The following is a 14,431-nucleotide window of genomic DNA, read 5'->3' as shown; positions in this document are numbered from 1 at the left end:
CGCAGCGCCGCCGGGTTTCTCTCCGTCCTCGCAAAATTGCTCATCCTTTCATCAACATGCCCGCATTAGGGCACCATTCGGTAACTCTGCTGCGCTAAGTCGCACGTTTCATTAAAAATCAGTCAGGTGCAATTTATTAATAAACGATAAGATTTGTTTGCCAAATAGATGGCGCGTAATCTATCAAGGAAAAATAATGACTATAAAAATGAAAGCGCTGGCGATCTCGATCGGCGCTGCAGTGGCATTGACGTCTTTCGCATCCCAGGCTGAAATTACCCTGCTCAAGCAGGATCCTCAGGCTGGTAACCCGCTGAGCCGTCTGAACTTCACCGTGGGCGGGAGTATTCGTCCGCAGTTCCAGAACATGACCGGCAACGACGGTAAAAACGCCTATAAGCGTAATGGCTTTGATGGCGGCACCCGTTTCCGTTTCGCCGCTGACTACTACCTGTTTGATGATATCAGTTGGGTCAGCTACTACGAACTGGGTGTCAATATTCCAGCGGTCTTTGACTGGGATAACCACTACGCGGAAGGCGCGAACGACACCACCCGTCGTATGCTCTACACCGGCCTGAAGAGCGATACCTGGGGTACGCTGACCTTCGGTCAACAAAACAGCATCTACTACGATGTGGTCGGTGCGAAAACCGATATCTGGGACTATGACATGATTGGTCAGGCACCGGGTAACGGTATCAACGGTGACTACGATGGTTCTTACCGTACTCGTAAATCACTGAAGTATAAGAAAACCGTAGGTGATGTAGATCTCTACGCTTCTTACCTGTTCAACGATGATCTGAACCTGAACAACGGCCTGCTGTACAAACGTAAAGGCGGCGGTTCACTGGGTGTGGATTACCATATCACTGACGATCTGAGCTGGGGTACGGCATGGAACTACACCCGTGCTGACATGAACACCACCTACAACAGCGAAAGCAAAACCTACGATCAGAACATCCTGGGTACCGCGCTGAGCTGGACGCCGGACAACTGGACCTTCTCCCTCGGCGGCGGCTGGTACCAGAACTTCATGACCACCAAAAAATCTTCCGTACATGATTACTTCGCGGGCGATGCATGGGGCGTGGAATACTTCGCGGGTTACAAAATCCCAGTGGGTCAGTACGCGCTTAAATCCGTTCAGCCGTACTTCATGGGTGACCGTATTGAATACGTGAATGGTCGCAACTACCAGCGCATCGACAACGGCGTGGGTATCAGCTTCCAGCTGGATTACGGTTTCCGTGTTGACTACGAACACGTGTTCACCTCCAGCACCGATGATCTGGGTGATATGAACCTGGTTCGTCTGCGTTACGATTTCTAATCGTCAAAAAGGGCGGCAATTGCCGCCCTTTCTTTTGGGTCTTCACCCACTCTTTACGCGGCGGTTTCCGCCAGCCACTGCGTGACCGCTTCCGACGTTCCCCGAAACACAATCTTGTCCGCCTTCTTCTCCAACTGGTAGCAGTACATCGGGTCGTAATACTCCTCCAGCAACGGCACCAGCCAGGCAAAATGCGCCTCCGTTGAGCCGGTACGCTTCTGCTCGGCCAGCGAAGCGTCGAGCGTGGCGGTCAGTTCGGCAAAACGCTGAAGCCCCAGGCGACGGCGAATGGCAAAAAGGCCATGATGTAAATAGGCGCTGTACTCTTCCCAGCCTTTCTCTTCACCAAATGCGGCGGTGAAGTCATGATACATATGGGCAAAGTACTCTTCGCGCAGACGCTCAAGACGCAGATCAAACGGATCTTCCACTACCGCGATCGGCGACTGCGCCATACGATCGCGTAGGCACTCCGGCAGGTGGTTAGCGCCGATCATGTGACCTTCATCTTCCAGCACCCAGCGAACCTTGTCCTGCTGATATGCGCCTTTCAGTAGCGCGGTGGCGAGATGGTTCTCAAAAGTAGCCTGAGAAAATTGGGGGGTTAGCGTACGGCCAAACGATGAACCACGGTGGTGAGCCAGCCCTTCAAGGTCGATCCCCAAAGGTTGTTCGCGCACCAGCGGCGTTTTGCCGTTACCGGTGCAACCGCCGATCAAAACGATCGGATGGCGTACCAGCTCCTCGGTGGCTTGAATGGCCGCCTGACGCAGCGCCTTATAGCCGCCAACGATCAACGGGTAATCAATACCGTTTTCTTTGATCCAGCTCTGCGTGATATGCGAGCGCTGGCCGCCGCGTGCGCAGCACAGATAGCCCTGCGGCGCACGGCGGCAGGCATCAAGCCAGGCGTCAATGCGCTGCTGACGCGTCTGCCCGGAGACCAGTTTGTGCCCCAGCGCCATTGCGGCTTCGGGCCCCTGACGTTTATAGCAGGTACCGACCGCCGCGCGTTCATCGTCGTTCATCAGCGGCAGATTGACGGCGGCGGGCATAGCGCCCTGAGTAAACTCGACGGGAGCACGCACGTCAATGATGGGCGTTTCCGCGCGCAGAATCGCGCAGTAATCCGTCCCATTGTTCATGGGGAAATCCTTCTTATTTAAATCGGGGGGTCATGCGGTTATGGCGGGATTTTACGCTTCAGAGAGGGGGCCGGGGAAGGATAAGTTACTTTCCCCGGCATTTAAGGCTTAATTCAGGCGTGATTGCGCCCAGGCAATACCGCTTGCGTACTCTGGCGGCAGCAGGGGAACCATCGCTTCCAGCGTGGCGCTGAGGCGGCCGGTATCGCTGTCATTGAGGTTCAGGTGGCCCACTTTACGGCCCTCGCGCACCTCTTTGTCGTACCAGTGCAGGTGCACCAGCGGCAGCTTCAGCCAGTCATAGTTCAGGTCGGTGCCAATCAGGTTCACCATTACCGACGGGCTGTTTACTACCGGCGGTGGCAATGGCAGGTCGGTAATTGCACGCAGGTGCAGCTCGAACTGGCTGATGGATGCGCCGTTCTGCGTCCAGTGGCCACTGTTGTGCACGCGTGGGGCCAGCTCGTTGATCAGCAATCCGGCCGGGGTGATGAAACACTCCATTGCCATGACGCCGACGTAGTTCAGCTCCTGCATAATCGCGCCGAGCATGGTTTCGGCCTGAGCCTGCTGCTGCGCGTCCGCCTGTGGGAAAGCAACGCTCATGCGCAGAATACCGTCCTGATGCAGGTTGTGGGTCAGCGGGTAGAACACGGTACTGCCGTCATGGCCGCGCGCGCCCACCAGCGACACTTCACCGGAGAAGTTAATACCCTGCTCAACAATGCATTCGCCGTAGCACTCGTCAGGCAGCTGTGTGGTGTCATCTTTACGCAGACGCCACTGGCCGCGGCCATCGTAGCCGCCGGTGCGGCGCTTGACGATAGCCAGCTCGCCCAGACGACCGAATACTTCAGGCCACTCGTCGGCGCTTGCCAGCAGCTGCCACGGGGCTGTTGCCAGGCTGAGTTTGTCGAACAACTGCTTTTGCGTCAGACGGTCGGCGATAATCGGGAAAACGTCGCGGTTAACAAACGCGGTGTGCTCGGCCAGTTCGCGGGTCAGTGCGGTCTCCGGCCAGCGTTCGATCTCAGCGGTAATCACGCTTTGCTGAAACGGCACGGCGGCCGGGTCAGCTTCTAAACCTACCGGCCAGACGGCGATGCCCAGCGGCTCTCCGGCCTGACGCAGCATGCGGCCTAGCTGACCGTTGCCCAGCACGCAGACCTGCTTCATGCCGCACCTCGTGGATCTGGGTTATCCAGCACTTCATCAGTTTGCGCTTTGCGCCAGTCGGCAAGGCGCTGATGCAGTTCAGCGTCGTGCTGAGCCAGGATCTGTGCGGCGAGCAGGGCGGCGTTAGCGGCACCGGCTTTCCCGATAGCCAGCGTCCCTACCGGGATACCGCGCGGCATCTGTACGATGGAGTAAAGGCTGTCTACGCCGCTTAATGCCGCGCTCTGCACCGGCACGCCGAGTACCGGCACCAGCGTTTTCGCGGCAATCATTCCGGGTAAATGCGCTGCACCACCGGCACCGGCAATAATCACCTGGTAACCGTTCTCTTCTGCCGTTTCGGCGAAGCTGAACAGCTTATCGGGCGTACGGTGAGCGGAAACCACTTCAACATGGTGAGGAACGTTCAGAATATCGAGGATTTCTGTGGCGAACTGCATGGTAGCCCAGTCGCTTTTGGACCCCATCACGATGGCGATACGTGCCGGATTATTGCGGGAAGACATGCGTCTTAAAACTCCTGTGGGTGTGCTGCACACGACGTTAGAGGTCACAGAGAATAACACGGAAAACGGGCAAGGAAAACGGTTGCGTCGCCACGTGACAGGGGAATAAGGGGGAAAAATTAAAATGGGAAGGCGATAAGCGTAACGTCGTCCTGGGTGACGCGAATCATCGAGCCTTCAGTATGCCAGGCACCGAGCACCGCGCGAAATGCCGCGTCGCCGTTAGCCTCAAGAGCGTGGATATCCGGGCGATGGGTATGCCCGTGAATCAGCCACTGCACGTGATGTTTCTCCATCACATCGACAACGGCCTGCGGGTTCACGTCCATGATGTCCATCGATTTACTGCTGTTGGCGGCCTTGCTGTCATTGCGCATCTTCTGCGCAATACGGCGGCGGATAAACAGCGGCAGGGCGAGGAACAGCTTCTGGATCCACGGGGTATGCACTTTGGCGCGAAAGGCGAGGTAGCCCGGATCGTCCGTGCAAAGGGTGTCGCCGTGCATAATCAGAATACGACGACCGTAGAGGTCGAGCACCTTTTCTTCAGGCAACAACTGCATCCCGCTTGCTGTCGCAAAACGCTTGCCGACCAGAAAATCACGGTTGCCGTGGATGAAGTAGCAGGGTACGCCAGAATCAACCAGCGATTTGATGGCAGAAGCGACTTCACGGTGCAGCGGGTTCGGATCGTCATCGCCAATCCAGGCTTCAAACAGGTCGCCTAAGATGTACAGCGCATCGGCCTGACGGGCTTCGCCGCCTAAAAAACGCAGAAAACCGGCGGTAATCGCCGGTTCTTCTGTTTGCAGATGAAGGTCTGCAATAAAGAGTGTCGCCACCAATTACTCGCTGACGGTCACGCTTTCGATGATAACGTCTTCTTTAGGAACGTCCTGATGCATACCGCTACGACCGGTAGAGACCGCCTTGATTTTGTCGACTACGTCCATACCTTCAACCACTTCGGCGAAGACACAGTAGCCCCAACCCTGCAGGCTTTCGCCAGAGAAGTTCAGGAAGTCGTTGTCAGCTACGTTGATGAAGAACTGAGCGGTAGCGGAGTGCGGAGCCTGAGTACGCGCCATTGCCAGCGTACCACGGGTGTTTTTCAGACCGTTGTTGGCTTCGTTCTTGATAGCTTCTTTGGTGGTTTTCTGGTTCATGCCTGGCTCAAAACCACCGCCCTGGATCATGAAGCCGTTGATAACACGGTGGAAGATCGTGTTGTTGTAGAAACCTTCGCGGCAGTAGTCCAGGAAGTTTTTAACTGTTTCCGGCGCTTTGTCGTCGAAGGTTTTGATGACGATGTCGCCGTGATTAGTGTGGAAAGTAACCATTTCTGCATCCTGTTCCGTTTAGAGTGGTGCTTCAGCCCGCCTGTGGGCTGCACATAGGCATCTGTTATAGCATAACCGGGCGGCGCGATCATCTTGCATTGTGTGCTGCTTCCGGGTTGAATTATGGGTAGAATATGCCGTTTAAGGCGAAAGCCCGGTTCACACACGTAAACATGGAATTCTCGATGCTAAAAATCTTCAATACAATGACTCGCCAGAAAGAGGAATTTAAGCCCATTCATGCCGGAGAAGTTGGCATGTACGTGTGTGGTATCACCGTTTACGATCTCTGTCATATCGGTCACGGCCGTACCTTCGTCTCCTTTGACGTGGTCGCGCGTTACCTGCGCTTCCTTGGCTACAAGCTGAAGTACGTGCGCAACATCACCGATATCGACGACAAAATTATCAAACGCGCTAACGAAAACGGCGAGAGCTTTGTCGCGCTGGTCGACCGCATGATCGTCGAAATGCACAAAGACTTCGACGCGCTGAATATTCTGCGTCCGGATAACGAACCGCGCGCAACGCACCATATTCACGAGATCATCGAAATCACCGAGCAGCTGATCGCTAAAGGTCATGCCTACGTGGCGGACAACGGCGACGTGATGTTCTCGGTGCCAACCGATCCGAACTACGGCAAGCTGTCGCGTCAGGATCTGGACCAACTGCAGGCCGGTGCTCGCGTTGATGTGGTTGACGTGAAGCGCGATCCAATGGACTTCGTGCTGTGGAAAATGTCCAAAGCGGGCGAGCCAAGCTGGCCATCTCCGTGGGGCGAAGGCCGTCCTGGCTGGCACATCGAATGTTCAGCGATGAACTGCAAACAGCTGGGCAATCATTTCGACATTCACGGCGGCGGTTCGGATCTGATGTTCCCGCACCATGAAAACGAAATCGCACAGTCTACCTGTGCGCACGACGGCGAGTACGTGAACTACTGGATGCACTCCGGCATGGTGATGGTTGACCGCGAGAAGATGTCTAAATCGCTGGGCAACTTCTTTACCGTGCGTGACGTGCTGAAGTACTACGACGCCGAAACCGTGCGCTACTTCCTGATGTCCGGCCACTACCGTAGCCAGCTGAACTACAGCGAAGAGAACCTCAAGCAGGCGCGTTCTGCGCTGGAGCGTCTGTACACCGCGCTGCGCGGTACCGACAAATCTGTCGCACCAGCGGGCGGCGAAGCGTTCGAAGCGCGCTTTATTGAAGCAATGGACGACGACTTCAACACCCCGGAAGCCTACTCCGCGCTGTTTGATATGGCGCGCGAAGTGAACCGCCTGAAGAGTGAAGATATGCATGCCGCTAACGCGCTGGCATCGCATATGCGCAAGCTCTCCGCGGTGCTGGGTCTGCTGGAACAGGAGCCTGAAGCGTTCCTGCAAAGCGGCGCACAGGCCGACGACGGTGAAGTGGCAGAAATTGAAGCGTTAATCCAGCAACGTCTGGACGCGCGTAAAGCCAAAGACTGGGCGGCAGCCGACGCCGCGCGTGACCGTCTCAACGAGATGGGCATCGTGCTGGAAGATGGCCCGCAGGGTACCACCTGGCGTCGTAAGTAAGTCACTCATCGTAGCCCGGCCGAGCGCAAGCGACGCCGGGTCTTTCCACTCACCGACGTCGCCACCATAACCATCCCATCACCACCACGCCCGGCAACCACACCCACAGCAGTTCAGAAATAATCACCTGATGCCCGTACGGCGTGCTGTAGCGTGAGAGCGCAAACGGCGCGACCTTAATCACCTGCCACGGCGCGAAAAATCGTTCATCCGACCACGGCCACAGCCAACCCACGCCTTTGCCCCCGGTGGTTATCGAGTCCAGCAGACTATGTGATAGCAGCGAAACGGTTAAAAACAGCCAGCAGCGCATTAAGCCTGCGCCAAACCATCGTCGACCGACTATCACGCAGAGCAGGGGCACCACGAAGGCAAACAGCAGAGAATGGGTAAAGCCGCGATGGCCGAAAATATTGCCGTAGGCAATGCCGAACTTAAAGGCCAGTACATCGGCGTCGGGCAGCATCGCCAGCACAATGCCGGTCAACAATAAACGAGGTGGAATAACGCGGGTGCCGAGCCCTAAACCAAGGCACAGCGGGACGGCGGCGTGGGTAATAATCGTTGGCATCTGTAGTCCGTTTTAGCGTGAGGATTACAGAGTATCGTTGCTGAAGCGGATTTATGCAGTAGGGTGTAATTCTGAAAAATAGGGGGAGGGGATGAAACCCGGCGCCGCGATGCTTGTGTAGCCCGGGCGAGGCATTTATGCCGACCCCGGGGAGGCTCGGCACCGATTCCCGGCGTCGCATTCGCTCGGCCGGGCTACATATGGCTTACGCCGTCACGGTGACGCTCTGACCTTCAAAGCTTACGGTTTGGCCGGCGACAATTTTGCAGCGCTTGCGGGTTTCCACCGCACCGTCAACGTTAACCAGACCGTCGGCGATGGCGATTTTCGCCTGCGCACCGCTTTCGCTCCAGCCTTCCAGCTTCAGTAAATCACAGAGTTCCACATGCGGATGCTTACCCAAAGAAAATGTTGCCATCTTATGCCTTCTCCACGTCGTGATACTCTTCACACGCCTGTAAGGTGTTTTCAATCAGGGTTGCGACGGTCATTGGACCGACGCCGCCCGGTACCGGGGTGATGTAAGACGCGCGCGCGGCGGCATCTTCAAACACCACATCGCCGACTACTTTACCGTTTTCGAGGCGATTAATCCCGACATCAATGACGATGGCACCTTCTTTAATCCACTCGCCTGGAATAAAGCCTGGCTTGCCGACCGCAACGATCAGCAGATCCGCGTTCTCAACGTGGTGGCGCAGGTTTTTGGTGAAGCGGTGGGTCACGGTGGTGGTGCAGCCAGCCAGCAGCAGCTCCATGCTCATCGGGCGACCGACGATGTTGGAGGCGCCAATCACCACGGCGTTCAGGCCGTAGGTGTCGATGTTATAGCGCTCCAGTAGCGTTACGATACCGCGCGGGGTGCACGGACGCAGGCGCGGCGCGCGCTGGCACAGGCGGCCAACGTTGTAAGGGTGGAAGCCGTCCACGTCTTTGTCCGGATCGATACGTTCCAGCACTTTGACGTTATCAATACCCGCAGGCAGCGGCAGCTGCACCAGAATACCGTCGATGGTGCTATCGGCGTTCAGGGTATCAATCAGCGTCAGCAGTTCGGCTTCTGATGTGGTTTCCGGCAGATCGTAGGAGCGGGAGACGAAGCCCACCTCTTCGCAGGCTTTGCGCTTGCTGCCGACATAAATTTGCGATGCAGGGTTGCTGCCCACCAGGACAACGGCAAGCCCAGGGGCGCGTTTTCCAGCCGCAACTCGGGCCTTCACTTTTTCCGCAACCTCAGAGCGCACCTGCTGCGCAATCGTTTTACCGTCAATAATCTTTGCTGCCATCAGGGAAAATTTTCCATCTGTCATTAACGAAGGGGGGATGGACATATTTTGTCAGATGCGAGCCTCGCTGTCAGGTATCGTTTGCGAGTTTTCCGCGGAAAGTGATTTTGTTGAAGAGTTGAACGATAGTTGGCTGCTCTTTGTTCACTGCCTCATCCCGCGCAGGTTTCGCAAGGAAATGGATTGACTCACCTGCCAGTGACCGTATAATTCCACGCGTTTCACCCCACCACGAAGTTTTGACTTCCCCAGTGCGCCCTTAGCTCAGTTGGATAGAGCAACGACCTTCTAAGTCGTGGGCCGCAGGTTCGAATCCTGCAGGGCGCACCATTTAACTTCAATAGCTTACGCTTCTTTCGCTTCCTTCTGATTTCCGCTGTGGGACATATTTGGGACATCATCGGCAAAAATCGAGTCAATTTGACGAGCTTGTTCGGTCACTAATTCGCTCTCCCCTGTCTTGCCTTCGAAAAAAACGCGCCTGTGATCGCGTTTTTTTTCATTTAAAGATCAAGAGATCTTCGTGCAGATAATAAGGATCTCAAGAAGATTCTGTGGGTTTTAAGCGACGAACCCCACTACCATTCCCCATACGGGTAGCTTTTGTCCTTGATAAAATCCTTAATAAATTGGTCATATCCATCAGGAATCGTGTAGTTAAAATCAATTCGGCTATTAATTGAACTACATATTTTCCTCTTATCACCAGAAACCGTAGTTATTTTTGCCCCACTTTGTAGTACAGCTGGATCGCCCTGATTGCTCATCCACACCCGGACAACGCCTCCCGGAGCAAAACCAATTACCAGATAATTTCGCCAGAACGACTTGTTCGGATGAGTATTATCAATATAACGGGTTGTCATTTGTTTCCAGGTATCGCTGCCAAACCAGATAACGGTTTCATATGCTTTCTTATCGATGACCGAGTCCCAACAAAGACGCATATTCGCAGGAAGTGCATCGCCTTTATTAAAATGCGCACCAATTCCTCCGATAGTGGGACTCCATCTTCCCACACTACGATTGCTCGGTTCTGTAGGGTCAATTCTGGGGAAAAAGATACTGTCACCATTCAGGTAATGCACACTCGCAGCCGTCACGATTGCCGGCAAATTTTTGGGATAAACAAAATCAAATCGCCAGTGATCATAAGGTAATGTGGCGCTCTGCACACCGGTAGCGGCTGATTCTGATACCCCGTCACTACCTACAGCGCAACCGGCTAACAGCGCCACACCGGCAACGGCACTGATTATGGTCCGTAATATATTCATCACCGGTTCCTTAAAATAGTACGTCCATTTCATCTGCATTGGCTCGCCTCCCTGCCTCCCACTGCTGCTGATCATCCATATACCATACCGTCCGGGTCCAGCCGACACAGGGGGCATTAGCCCAGACAAAAGACCGCTCCTGTGTGGGGGCATAATGATCTCGCAAATAAACCTCTCCGTCTGATGGACTAACCCACAGACTGCGATCTGAATCGATATTCCAGTTAGCAGAACAATGCATATAGCGACCGATAATATGCATTTCAGCTTCTGTAAAACTGACCGGATCCTGCCCGTTACGCACAGCACGCCCCTGAGTTATCGCTTTATTACAAAGGGAACTAAGTTCTGCCGGTATACGTAATTCTTTATCTGTACTGAGGATAGGTGAAAACGAAACACCGGCTTCCTGAGCCGCATCCAGCATCACCCGCATGCTGACCTTTTCCCAGTCATTAGGGATCTGCTCTCTTTTAAAAAAAACAGCGGCTCCCACGTTTTTCCGGAATTCTCCCTTTCTGGCCTTATTCGCATCAACTACTGGCCATGCGATAACCCGGGTTTCCACCTTCCCATGCGGCAGCATATATTTCAGCGCCGGGATATAAGACAACTTATCCCGCATGGCTTCCGCTTTTTGATAAACAGCTGTACTGGTTTCGGCTGTACTGTCCAGAACAATATTAAAATCCGGCATCATCAACAGATTATCTTCATTCTCATATAATGCTGAATCCGGTGCGTTATAACCACCGCCAATATCTGAATGCACGCCAGGCAGAACCAGTTCAGGCCACATGCCGGCAATACTGTTTGCACTGAAGTTATACCGGCATTCATGCATTGCTCTTATCTGGAAAACCTTCTGTGCCACTGATGGCCGTAGCTCGAGATTAACGCCCGGATTATCACGCCCGTTGATATCGTAAAAATTCAGCAGACTGCCAATGGCAGCGACCGTATCAAACAGCCCAAGAAAGCGGACTTCTCCTGCCTGTTTACCGTGATGCCCGGTGTGATCCAGCCCGGTAGTAATAGCCTCTGCAATCGCAGAATCCTGAGCCATCACCCGGTTAGCAAAATGGCGGGCTGATGCAGCCCCTCTGCTAAAGCCAAATACATCAAACTGGACTTTCGCAATTGCCACCTGGGTTTTGTTCTGAGCGATAAAATCGTGCAGCACAGAAATGATTTGCTCCAGGGCTTCATCGGTTTTGGTGACCACTCCCTGAAACTGTTTAATAAGACTGCTTCCCAGCGCCATCCCAAACACTGAATCACTTTTCCCATCATCCGTTCCGATGCCTGAAACATAGGCTTTAACCTGGGCTTCTGTCTGATCGTCAGCGGTTTCCCTGTCTGATGAGTAGAGATCGTATAATCGGGAAATATTGGTAATTCCGCCTCTGTAGCTTGAATTACCGACTGAATCACGAGACATGGATTCGTACTTCGCACAGGCTTCCGCCCTTTCCTCACCGGTCAGATTGCTGCAGTTGCTGTACGCAAGCTGAAGATCGAGAGAGTTTGCTTTGTTATTCCCCGTTCCGTCAAAAAAGACCCCCACAGTCAGCGTCACGCCTCTGACCGGAACCCGCCGGCAATGGATAACTTTTTCACTGCACATAACATCGGTGTAGTGCGTGTTGTCCCCGGTAATATCATACCTGTGATAGCCGGCACTGGCCGGCGCTGATTGCTCATCAATAGCCACAGAAATTCCCTTTTATTTTTTATGGTTAATATCGTTTCATCATACACTGCACAGTACTTAACCTAAATGGGCACAATGAATAACGGTTAGCTGGTAAAAGAGTCAGCCAATAACCACATTGTACGACTGAAAATACACTCACCCGCTTCCGGTAAAATGACGTATCATTTACTCACGAGACACTCACGGGACATTGTCACTTTTATCGTTCAACACTTTACTTTTTGAGCGATAGCTAGGCCGCCGGTGATGTAGTTTTGCAGCCCACGCCTAAACCTCCAGCCATTATCGTTATCAAGCGCTGATGCAATCATGAGATCCCCGTGATGATTCTGTTGAGCGCAGTAATGACACCGTAAGCACCTGTTATGGATGTAGTTCTAGGAACTTCTAAGTCGTGGGCCGCAGGTTCGAATCCTGCAGGGCGCACCATTTTCCTGAAATCCTCCCCCCACATTCTTCCCCTGGCAAGAGTGCGAATCTGCTCACATAATGTTCACTGTTCGTTTGTCTAAACCAGAATACGCAAATTATACTGTATGAAATCACAGTGTTTTAACGGAGGCAGTATGGACTACGAGATAAAGCAGGTTCAGCAACGCAAAATCGCCGGTTTTCATATGGTTGGGCCGTGGGAACAGACGGTTAAACAAGGGTTTGAACAGCTGATGATGTGGGTCGATGGTCAGCAGATCCCCGCGCAGGAGTGGCTTGCCGTCTATTACGATAACCCAGACGAGGTGCCGGCGGAAAAGCTGCGCTGCGATACGGTCGTATCGGTTGCCGATGATTTCGTTATCCCGCCAAACAGCGAAGGGGTGATGCTGGCTGAAGTGGCGGGCGGGCTGTATGCCGTCGCACAGGCCCGCGTTATCAACCACGACTTTGCCACGCCCTGGTATCAGTTCTTTGATAGCGTCATGAAAGATGAAACCCATCAGTGGGCGCCAAAGCCCTGCTTTGAGATTTACCGCAATAACGGAGCGGAAGAGGGCTACTGGGATATCGAAATGTTTATCGCGGTAGAGCCGAAGGCCTGACCTGAAAACGCCAGAGCGTAAAGTACGGCTCTGACGTGGTCATCTGCTCGTGATTAATGCAACGCCTTCGCTATCGCGCTAAACATCAGCGAGGCTTCCAGCGGTTGGGCGCTGAACGACGGTTCCGCCTGCGGCCAGGTTGACCATTGGACGATCACCAGATTTTCCGCGCGGTTGACCATGATCATCTGGCCATAAATCCCCAGCGCCCACAGGGAGCCTTGCAGCGAATCCTGCGGTGCGGGCACCACGTTTTTGGCATTGGCAGGCACTTCGTTATTCCACCACTGATAGCCATAAAGCCCTTGCGGATGCGCTGCGGAGACGGAGTTTTTCGCCTTGTTCCAGTCTGCGGATTGAGCCACCCAGTCCTCCGGCAGAATCTGTTTACCGTTCGGCAGGCGGCCGTTGTTCAGCACGAACTCGCCGAAGCGGCCCCAGTCTTCCAGCGTGGCGTTAAAACCGTGTGCGCCAACATCATGCTGATTTTTGCTGTAGGCATGCCATACGCCGTCGCTCGCCATGCCGTACGGCTGCCAGATGCTTTGCTCAAGGTAGGCGGCAAGCGTCATGCCCGTTGCGCGTTCCAGCACGTCGCCCAGCAGCCAGGCACCGCCGGAGGAGTAAGACCAGACCTCACCCGCCGGATGGGCGCGTTTCAGGCCTGAAACCAGCGTGCGGACGCAGCCATAGGCCCCCGCATGTGCTTCACACTGCGTGAGTTTGGCGAAATCAGACTGTGGGTTAGCGTAATCTTCATTCCACGCCACGCCGGAGGTGTGCTGGATCAGCTGTTTCAGCGTCACACCGTCCCAGGCGGTGCCCTTCAGATCGGGTTCATACTGCGTGACCAGATCGTCCATCGAGTGGATTTTTCCCTCTTTTAACGCCACGCCCACCAGCGTAGATACCACCGATTTCCCGACCGAACGGGAGGTCCACAACGTGGTGTCGGTGTTGCCTTCACCCAGGTATTTCCAGGCAATTTTACCGTTTTTCAGCACCAGCATGCCGCTCACGTTCTGGCGTTTAAGGTAGTCCTGAAGCGTCCACTGTTTGCCGTTGACCTGATAGCTCACCTGCGCCAGCGGTTTTTCCGCCGTCACTAACGGCGCGGATTTTCCGTGATGGAAAACATCGCCCTGATAGTTGCGGTAGTCGTTACGAAAACCGATTACGCGCTCGGCCTGACGCCAGGTCAGCATGGTTTTGGTATCGGGCAGGGTGGTATCAAAAGGGGCCGGGCAGGCGGCGAGTTCCGTACCTTCACAGGCCGCCATGGCGGGAGAAGAGAGGAGTGCTCCAGCGACCAGGCTTGCCAGCAGACAGTACTTTGCAGGTAAGGATTTATGTTTATTATTCATAGCATTCTCGATTTTAGTTATACCCATAGACACGTTGTCCCGGCGGGGTGACGGGATGGGTGCAGTATAAAAATCGCCGCACTATAATCAAAAACGCGTAAT

At 54.2% G+C, this 14,431-nt stretch carries 14 protein-coding genes and 1 tRNA gene; 4 read left to right on the top strand and 11 right to left on the bottom strand.

Features of this window, described 5'->3' with window-relative positions; all coding sequences use genetic code 11:
- Positions 1 to 196: 196 nt before the first annotated feature.
- A complete protein-coding gene (locus tag FHC49_RS02855; protein WP_185667076.1) occupies positions 197 to 1,339 on the top strand; it encodes a porin in 1,143 nt (380 codons plus the stop codon).
- Between the two features lie 53 nt (positions 1,340 to 1,392).
- Here FHC49_RS02855 and mnmH read toward each other — a convergent pair whose 3' ends face one another.
- From mnmH to ppiB, 5 genes are all read right to left on the bottom strand, one after another.
- Positions 1,393 to 2,484 carry a tRNA 2-selenouridine(34) synthase MnmH gene (gene mnmH / locus FHC49_RS02850; protein ID WP_220438586.1) on the bottom strand — a complete coding sequence of 364 codons (1,092 nt, stop codon included), beginning with the start codon at positions 2,482 to 2,484 and terminating at the stop codon, positions 1,393 to 1,395.
- 108 nt (positions 2,485 to 2,592) lie between these two features.
- Positions 2,593 to 3,660, bottom strand: coding sequence for a 5-(carboxyamino)imidazole ribonucleotide synthase (purK, locus tag FHC49_RS02845; RefSeq protein WP_220438585.1), 1,068 nt, complete (start codon positions 3,658 to 3,660; stop codon positions 2,593 to 2,595).
- Positions 3,657 to 4,166 carry a 5-(carboxyamino)imidazole ribonucleotide mutase gene (gene purE / locus FHC49_RS02840; RefSeq protein ID WP_185667073.1) on the bottom strand — a complete coding sequence of 170 codons (510 nt, stop codon included), beginning with the start codon at positions 4,164 to 4,166 and terminating at the stop codon, positions 3,657 to 3,659. Before purE ends, purK begins: the two co-directional genes overlap by 4 nt.
- Positions 4,167 to 4,285: 119 nt before the next feature.
- Positions 4,286 to 5,008, bottom strand: coding sequence for a UDP-2,3-diacylglucosamine diphosphatase (lpxH, locus tag FHC49_RS02835; protein WP_220438583.1), 723 nt, complete (start codon positions 5,006 to 5,008; stop codon positions 4,286 to 4,288).
- A 3-nt stretch (positions 5,009 to 5,011) separates the two neighbouring features.
- Positions 5,012 to 5,506, bottom strand: coding sequence for a peptidylprolyl isomerase B (ppiB, locus tag FHC49_RS02830; RefSeq protein WP_035891791.1), 495 nt, complete (start codon positions 5,504 to 5,506; stop codon positions 5,012 to 5,014).
- 185 nt (positions 5,507 to 5,691) lie between these two features.
- On the opposite strand from ppiB, the gene cysS reads away from it, so the two are divergent.
- Entirely contained in the window at positions 5,692 to 7,077 is a 1,386-nt protein-coding gene (gene cysS / locus FHC49_RS02825; protein WP_185667071.1) for a cysteine--tRNA ligase, read from the top strand.
- Positions 7,078 to 7,126: 49 nt separating this feature from the next.
- On the opposite strand, the gene FHC49_RS02820 is transcribed toward cysS, so the two are convergent.
- The 3 genes from FHC49_RS02820 to folD form a co-directional block, all read right to left on the bottom strand.
- Complete coding sequence (locus FHC49_RS02820) at positions 7,127 to 7,648, bottom strand: metal-dependent hydrolase (protein ID WP_220438582.1); 522 nt, start codon at positions 7,646 to 7,648, stop codon at positions 7,127 to 7,129.
- 205 nt (positions 7,649 to 7,853) lie between these two features.
- A complete protein-coding gene (gene ybcJ, locus FHC49_RS02815; protein WP_185667069.1) occupies positions 7,854 to 8,066 on the bottom strand; it encodes a ribosome-associated protein YbcJ in 213 nt (70 codons plus the stop codon).
- A 1-nt stretch (position 8,067) separates the two neighbouring features.
- Entirely contained in the window at positions 8,068 to 8,934 is an 867-nt protein-coding gene (folD, locus tag FHC49_RS02810; RefSeq protein WP_185667068.1) for a bifunctional methylenetetrahydrofolate dehydrogenase/methenyltetrahydrofolate cyclohydrolase FolD, read from the bottom strand.
- A gap of 253 nt (positions 8,935 to 9,187) precedes the next feature.
- Between folD and FHC49_RS02805 the strand changes: the two genes are divergently transcribed.
- Positions 9,188 to 9,264, top strand: a tRNA-Arg gene (locus FHC49_RS02805).
- A gap of 248 nt (positions 9,265 to 9,512) precedes the next feature.
- Here FHC49_RS02805 and FHC49_RS02800 read toward each other — a convergent pair.
- Both FHC49_RS02800 and FHC49_RS02795 read right to left on the bottom strand, forming a co-directional pair.
- Positions 9,513 to 10,250, bottom strand: a complete 738-nt coding sequence (locus FHC49_RS02800) for a DUF2931 family protein (protein WP_223883157.1) — start codon at positions 10,248 to 10,250, stop codon at positions 9,513 to 9,515.
- Positions 10,222 to 11,838, bottom strand: coding sequence for a DUF2235 domain-containing protein (locus tag FHC49_RS02795; RefSeq protein ID WP_220438679.1), 1,617 nt, complete (start codon positions 11,836 to 11,838; stop codon positions 10,222 to 10,224). The genes FHC49_RS02800 and FHC49_RS02795 overlap by 29 nt, the downstream gene beginning before the upstream one ends.
- A gap of 656 nt (positions 11,839 to 12,494) precedes the next feature.
- Here FHC49_RS02795 and sbmC point away from each other — a divergent pair.
- Complete coding sequence (sbmC, locus tag FHC49_RS02790; RefSeq protein ID WP_185667067.1) at positions 12,495 to 12,965, top strand: DNA gyrase inhibitor SbmC; 471 nt, start codon at positions 12,495 to 12,497, stop codon at positions 12,963 to 12,965.
- A gap of 53 nt (positions 12,966 to 13,018) precedes the next feature.
- Here sbmC and FHC49_RS02785 read toward each other — a convergent pair whose 3' ends face one another.
- Positions 13,019 to 14,329, bottom strand: coding sequence for a serine hydrolase (locus tag FHC49_RS02785; protein ID WP_220438580.1), 1,311 nt, complete (start codon positions 14,327 to 14,329; stop codon positions 13,019 to 13,021).
- Positions 14,330 to 14,431 lie beyond the last annotated feature (102 nt).

The organism is Kluyvera sp. EC_51 (genome assembly GCF_019584505.1).
Classification (GTDB): Bacteria; Pseudomonadota; Gammaproteobacteria; order Enterobacterales; family Enterobacteriaceae; genus Kluyvera; species Kluyvera sichuanensis.
Note: the sequence above shows the minus strand (reverse complement) of the source record. Positions and strands in the feature narration are given on the sequence as shown.

What these genes read in the sequence shown, in the direction of transcription:
- FHC49_RS02855 (WP_185667076.1), top strand. Translation starts at nt 197, where the DNA reads ATGACTATAAAAATGAAAGCGCTGGCGATCTCGATCGGCGCTGCAGTG.
- purE (WP_185667073.1), bottom strand. Translation starts at nt 4,166, where the DNA reads ATGTCTTCCCGCAATAATCCGGCACGTATCGCCATCGTGATGGGGTCC.
- FHC49_RS02795 (WP_220438679.1), bottom strand. Translation starts at nt 11,838, where the DNA reads ATGTGCAGTGAAAAAGTTATCCATTGCCGGCGGGTTCCGGTCAGAGGC.
- mnmH (WP_220438586.1), bottom strand. Translation starts at nt 2,484, where the DNA reads ATGAACAATGGGACGGATTACTGCGCGATTCTGCGCGCGGAAACGCCC.
- folD (WP_185667068.1), bottom strand. Translation starts at nt 8,934, where the DNA reads ATGGCAGCAAAGATTATTGACGGTAAAACGATTGCGCAGCAGGTGCGC.
- FHC49_RS02800 (WP_223883157.1), bottom strand. Translation starts at nt 10,250, where the DNA reads ATGCAGATGAAATGGACGTACTATTTTAAGGAACCGGTGATGAATATA.
- ppiB (WP_035891791.1), bottom strand. Translation starts at nt 5,506, where the DNA reads ATGGTTACTTTCCACACTAATCACGGCGACATCGTCATCAAAACCTTC.
- ybcJ (WP_185667069.1), bottom strand. Translation starts at nt 8,066, where the DNA reads ATGGCAACATTTTCTTTGGGTAAGCATCCGCATGTGGAACTCTGTGAT.
- FHC49_RS02785 (WP_220438580.1), bottom strand. Translation starts at nt 14,329, where the DNA reads ATGAATAATAAACATAAATCCTTACCTGCAAAGTACTGTCTGCTGGCA.
- purK (WP_220438585.1), bottom strand. Translation starts at nt 3,660, where the DNA reads ATGAAGCAGGTCTGCGTGCTGGGCAACGGTCAGCTAGGCCGCATGCTG.
- sbmC (WP_185667067.1), top strand. Translation starts at nt 12,495, where the DNA reads ATGGACTACGAGATAAAGCAGGTTCAGCAACGCAAAATCGCCGGTTTT.
- FHC49_RS02820 (WP_220438582.1), bottom strand. Translation starts at nt 7,648, where the DNA reads ATGCCAACGATTATTACCCACGCCGCCGTCCCGCTGTGCCTTGGTTTA.
- cysS (WP_185667071.1), top strand. Translation starts at nt 5,692, where the DNA reads ATGCTAAAAATCTTCAATACAATGACTCGCCAGAAAGAGGAATTTAAG.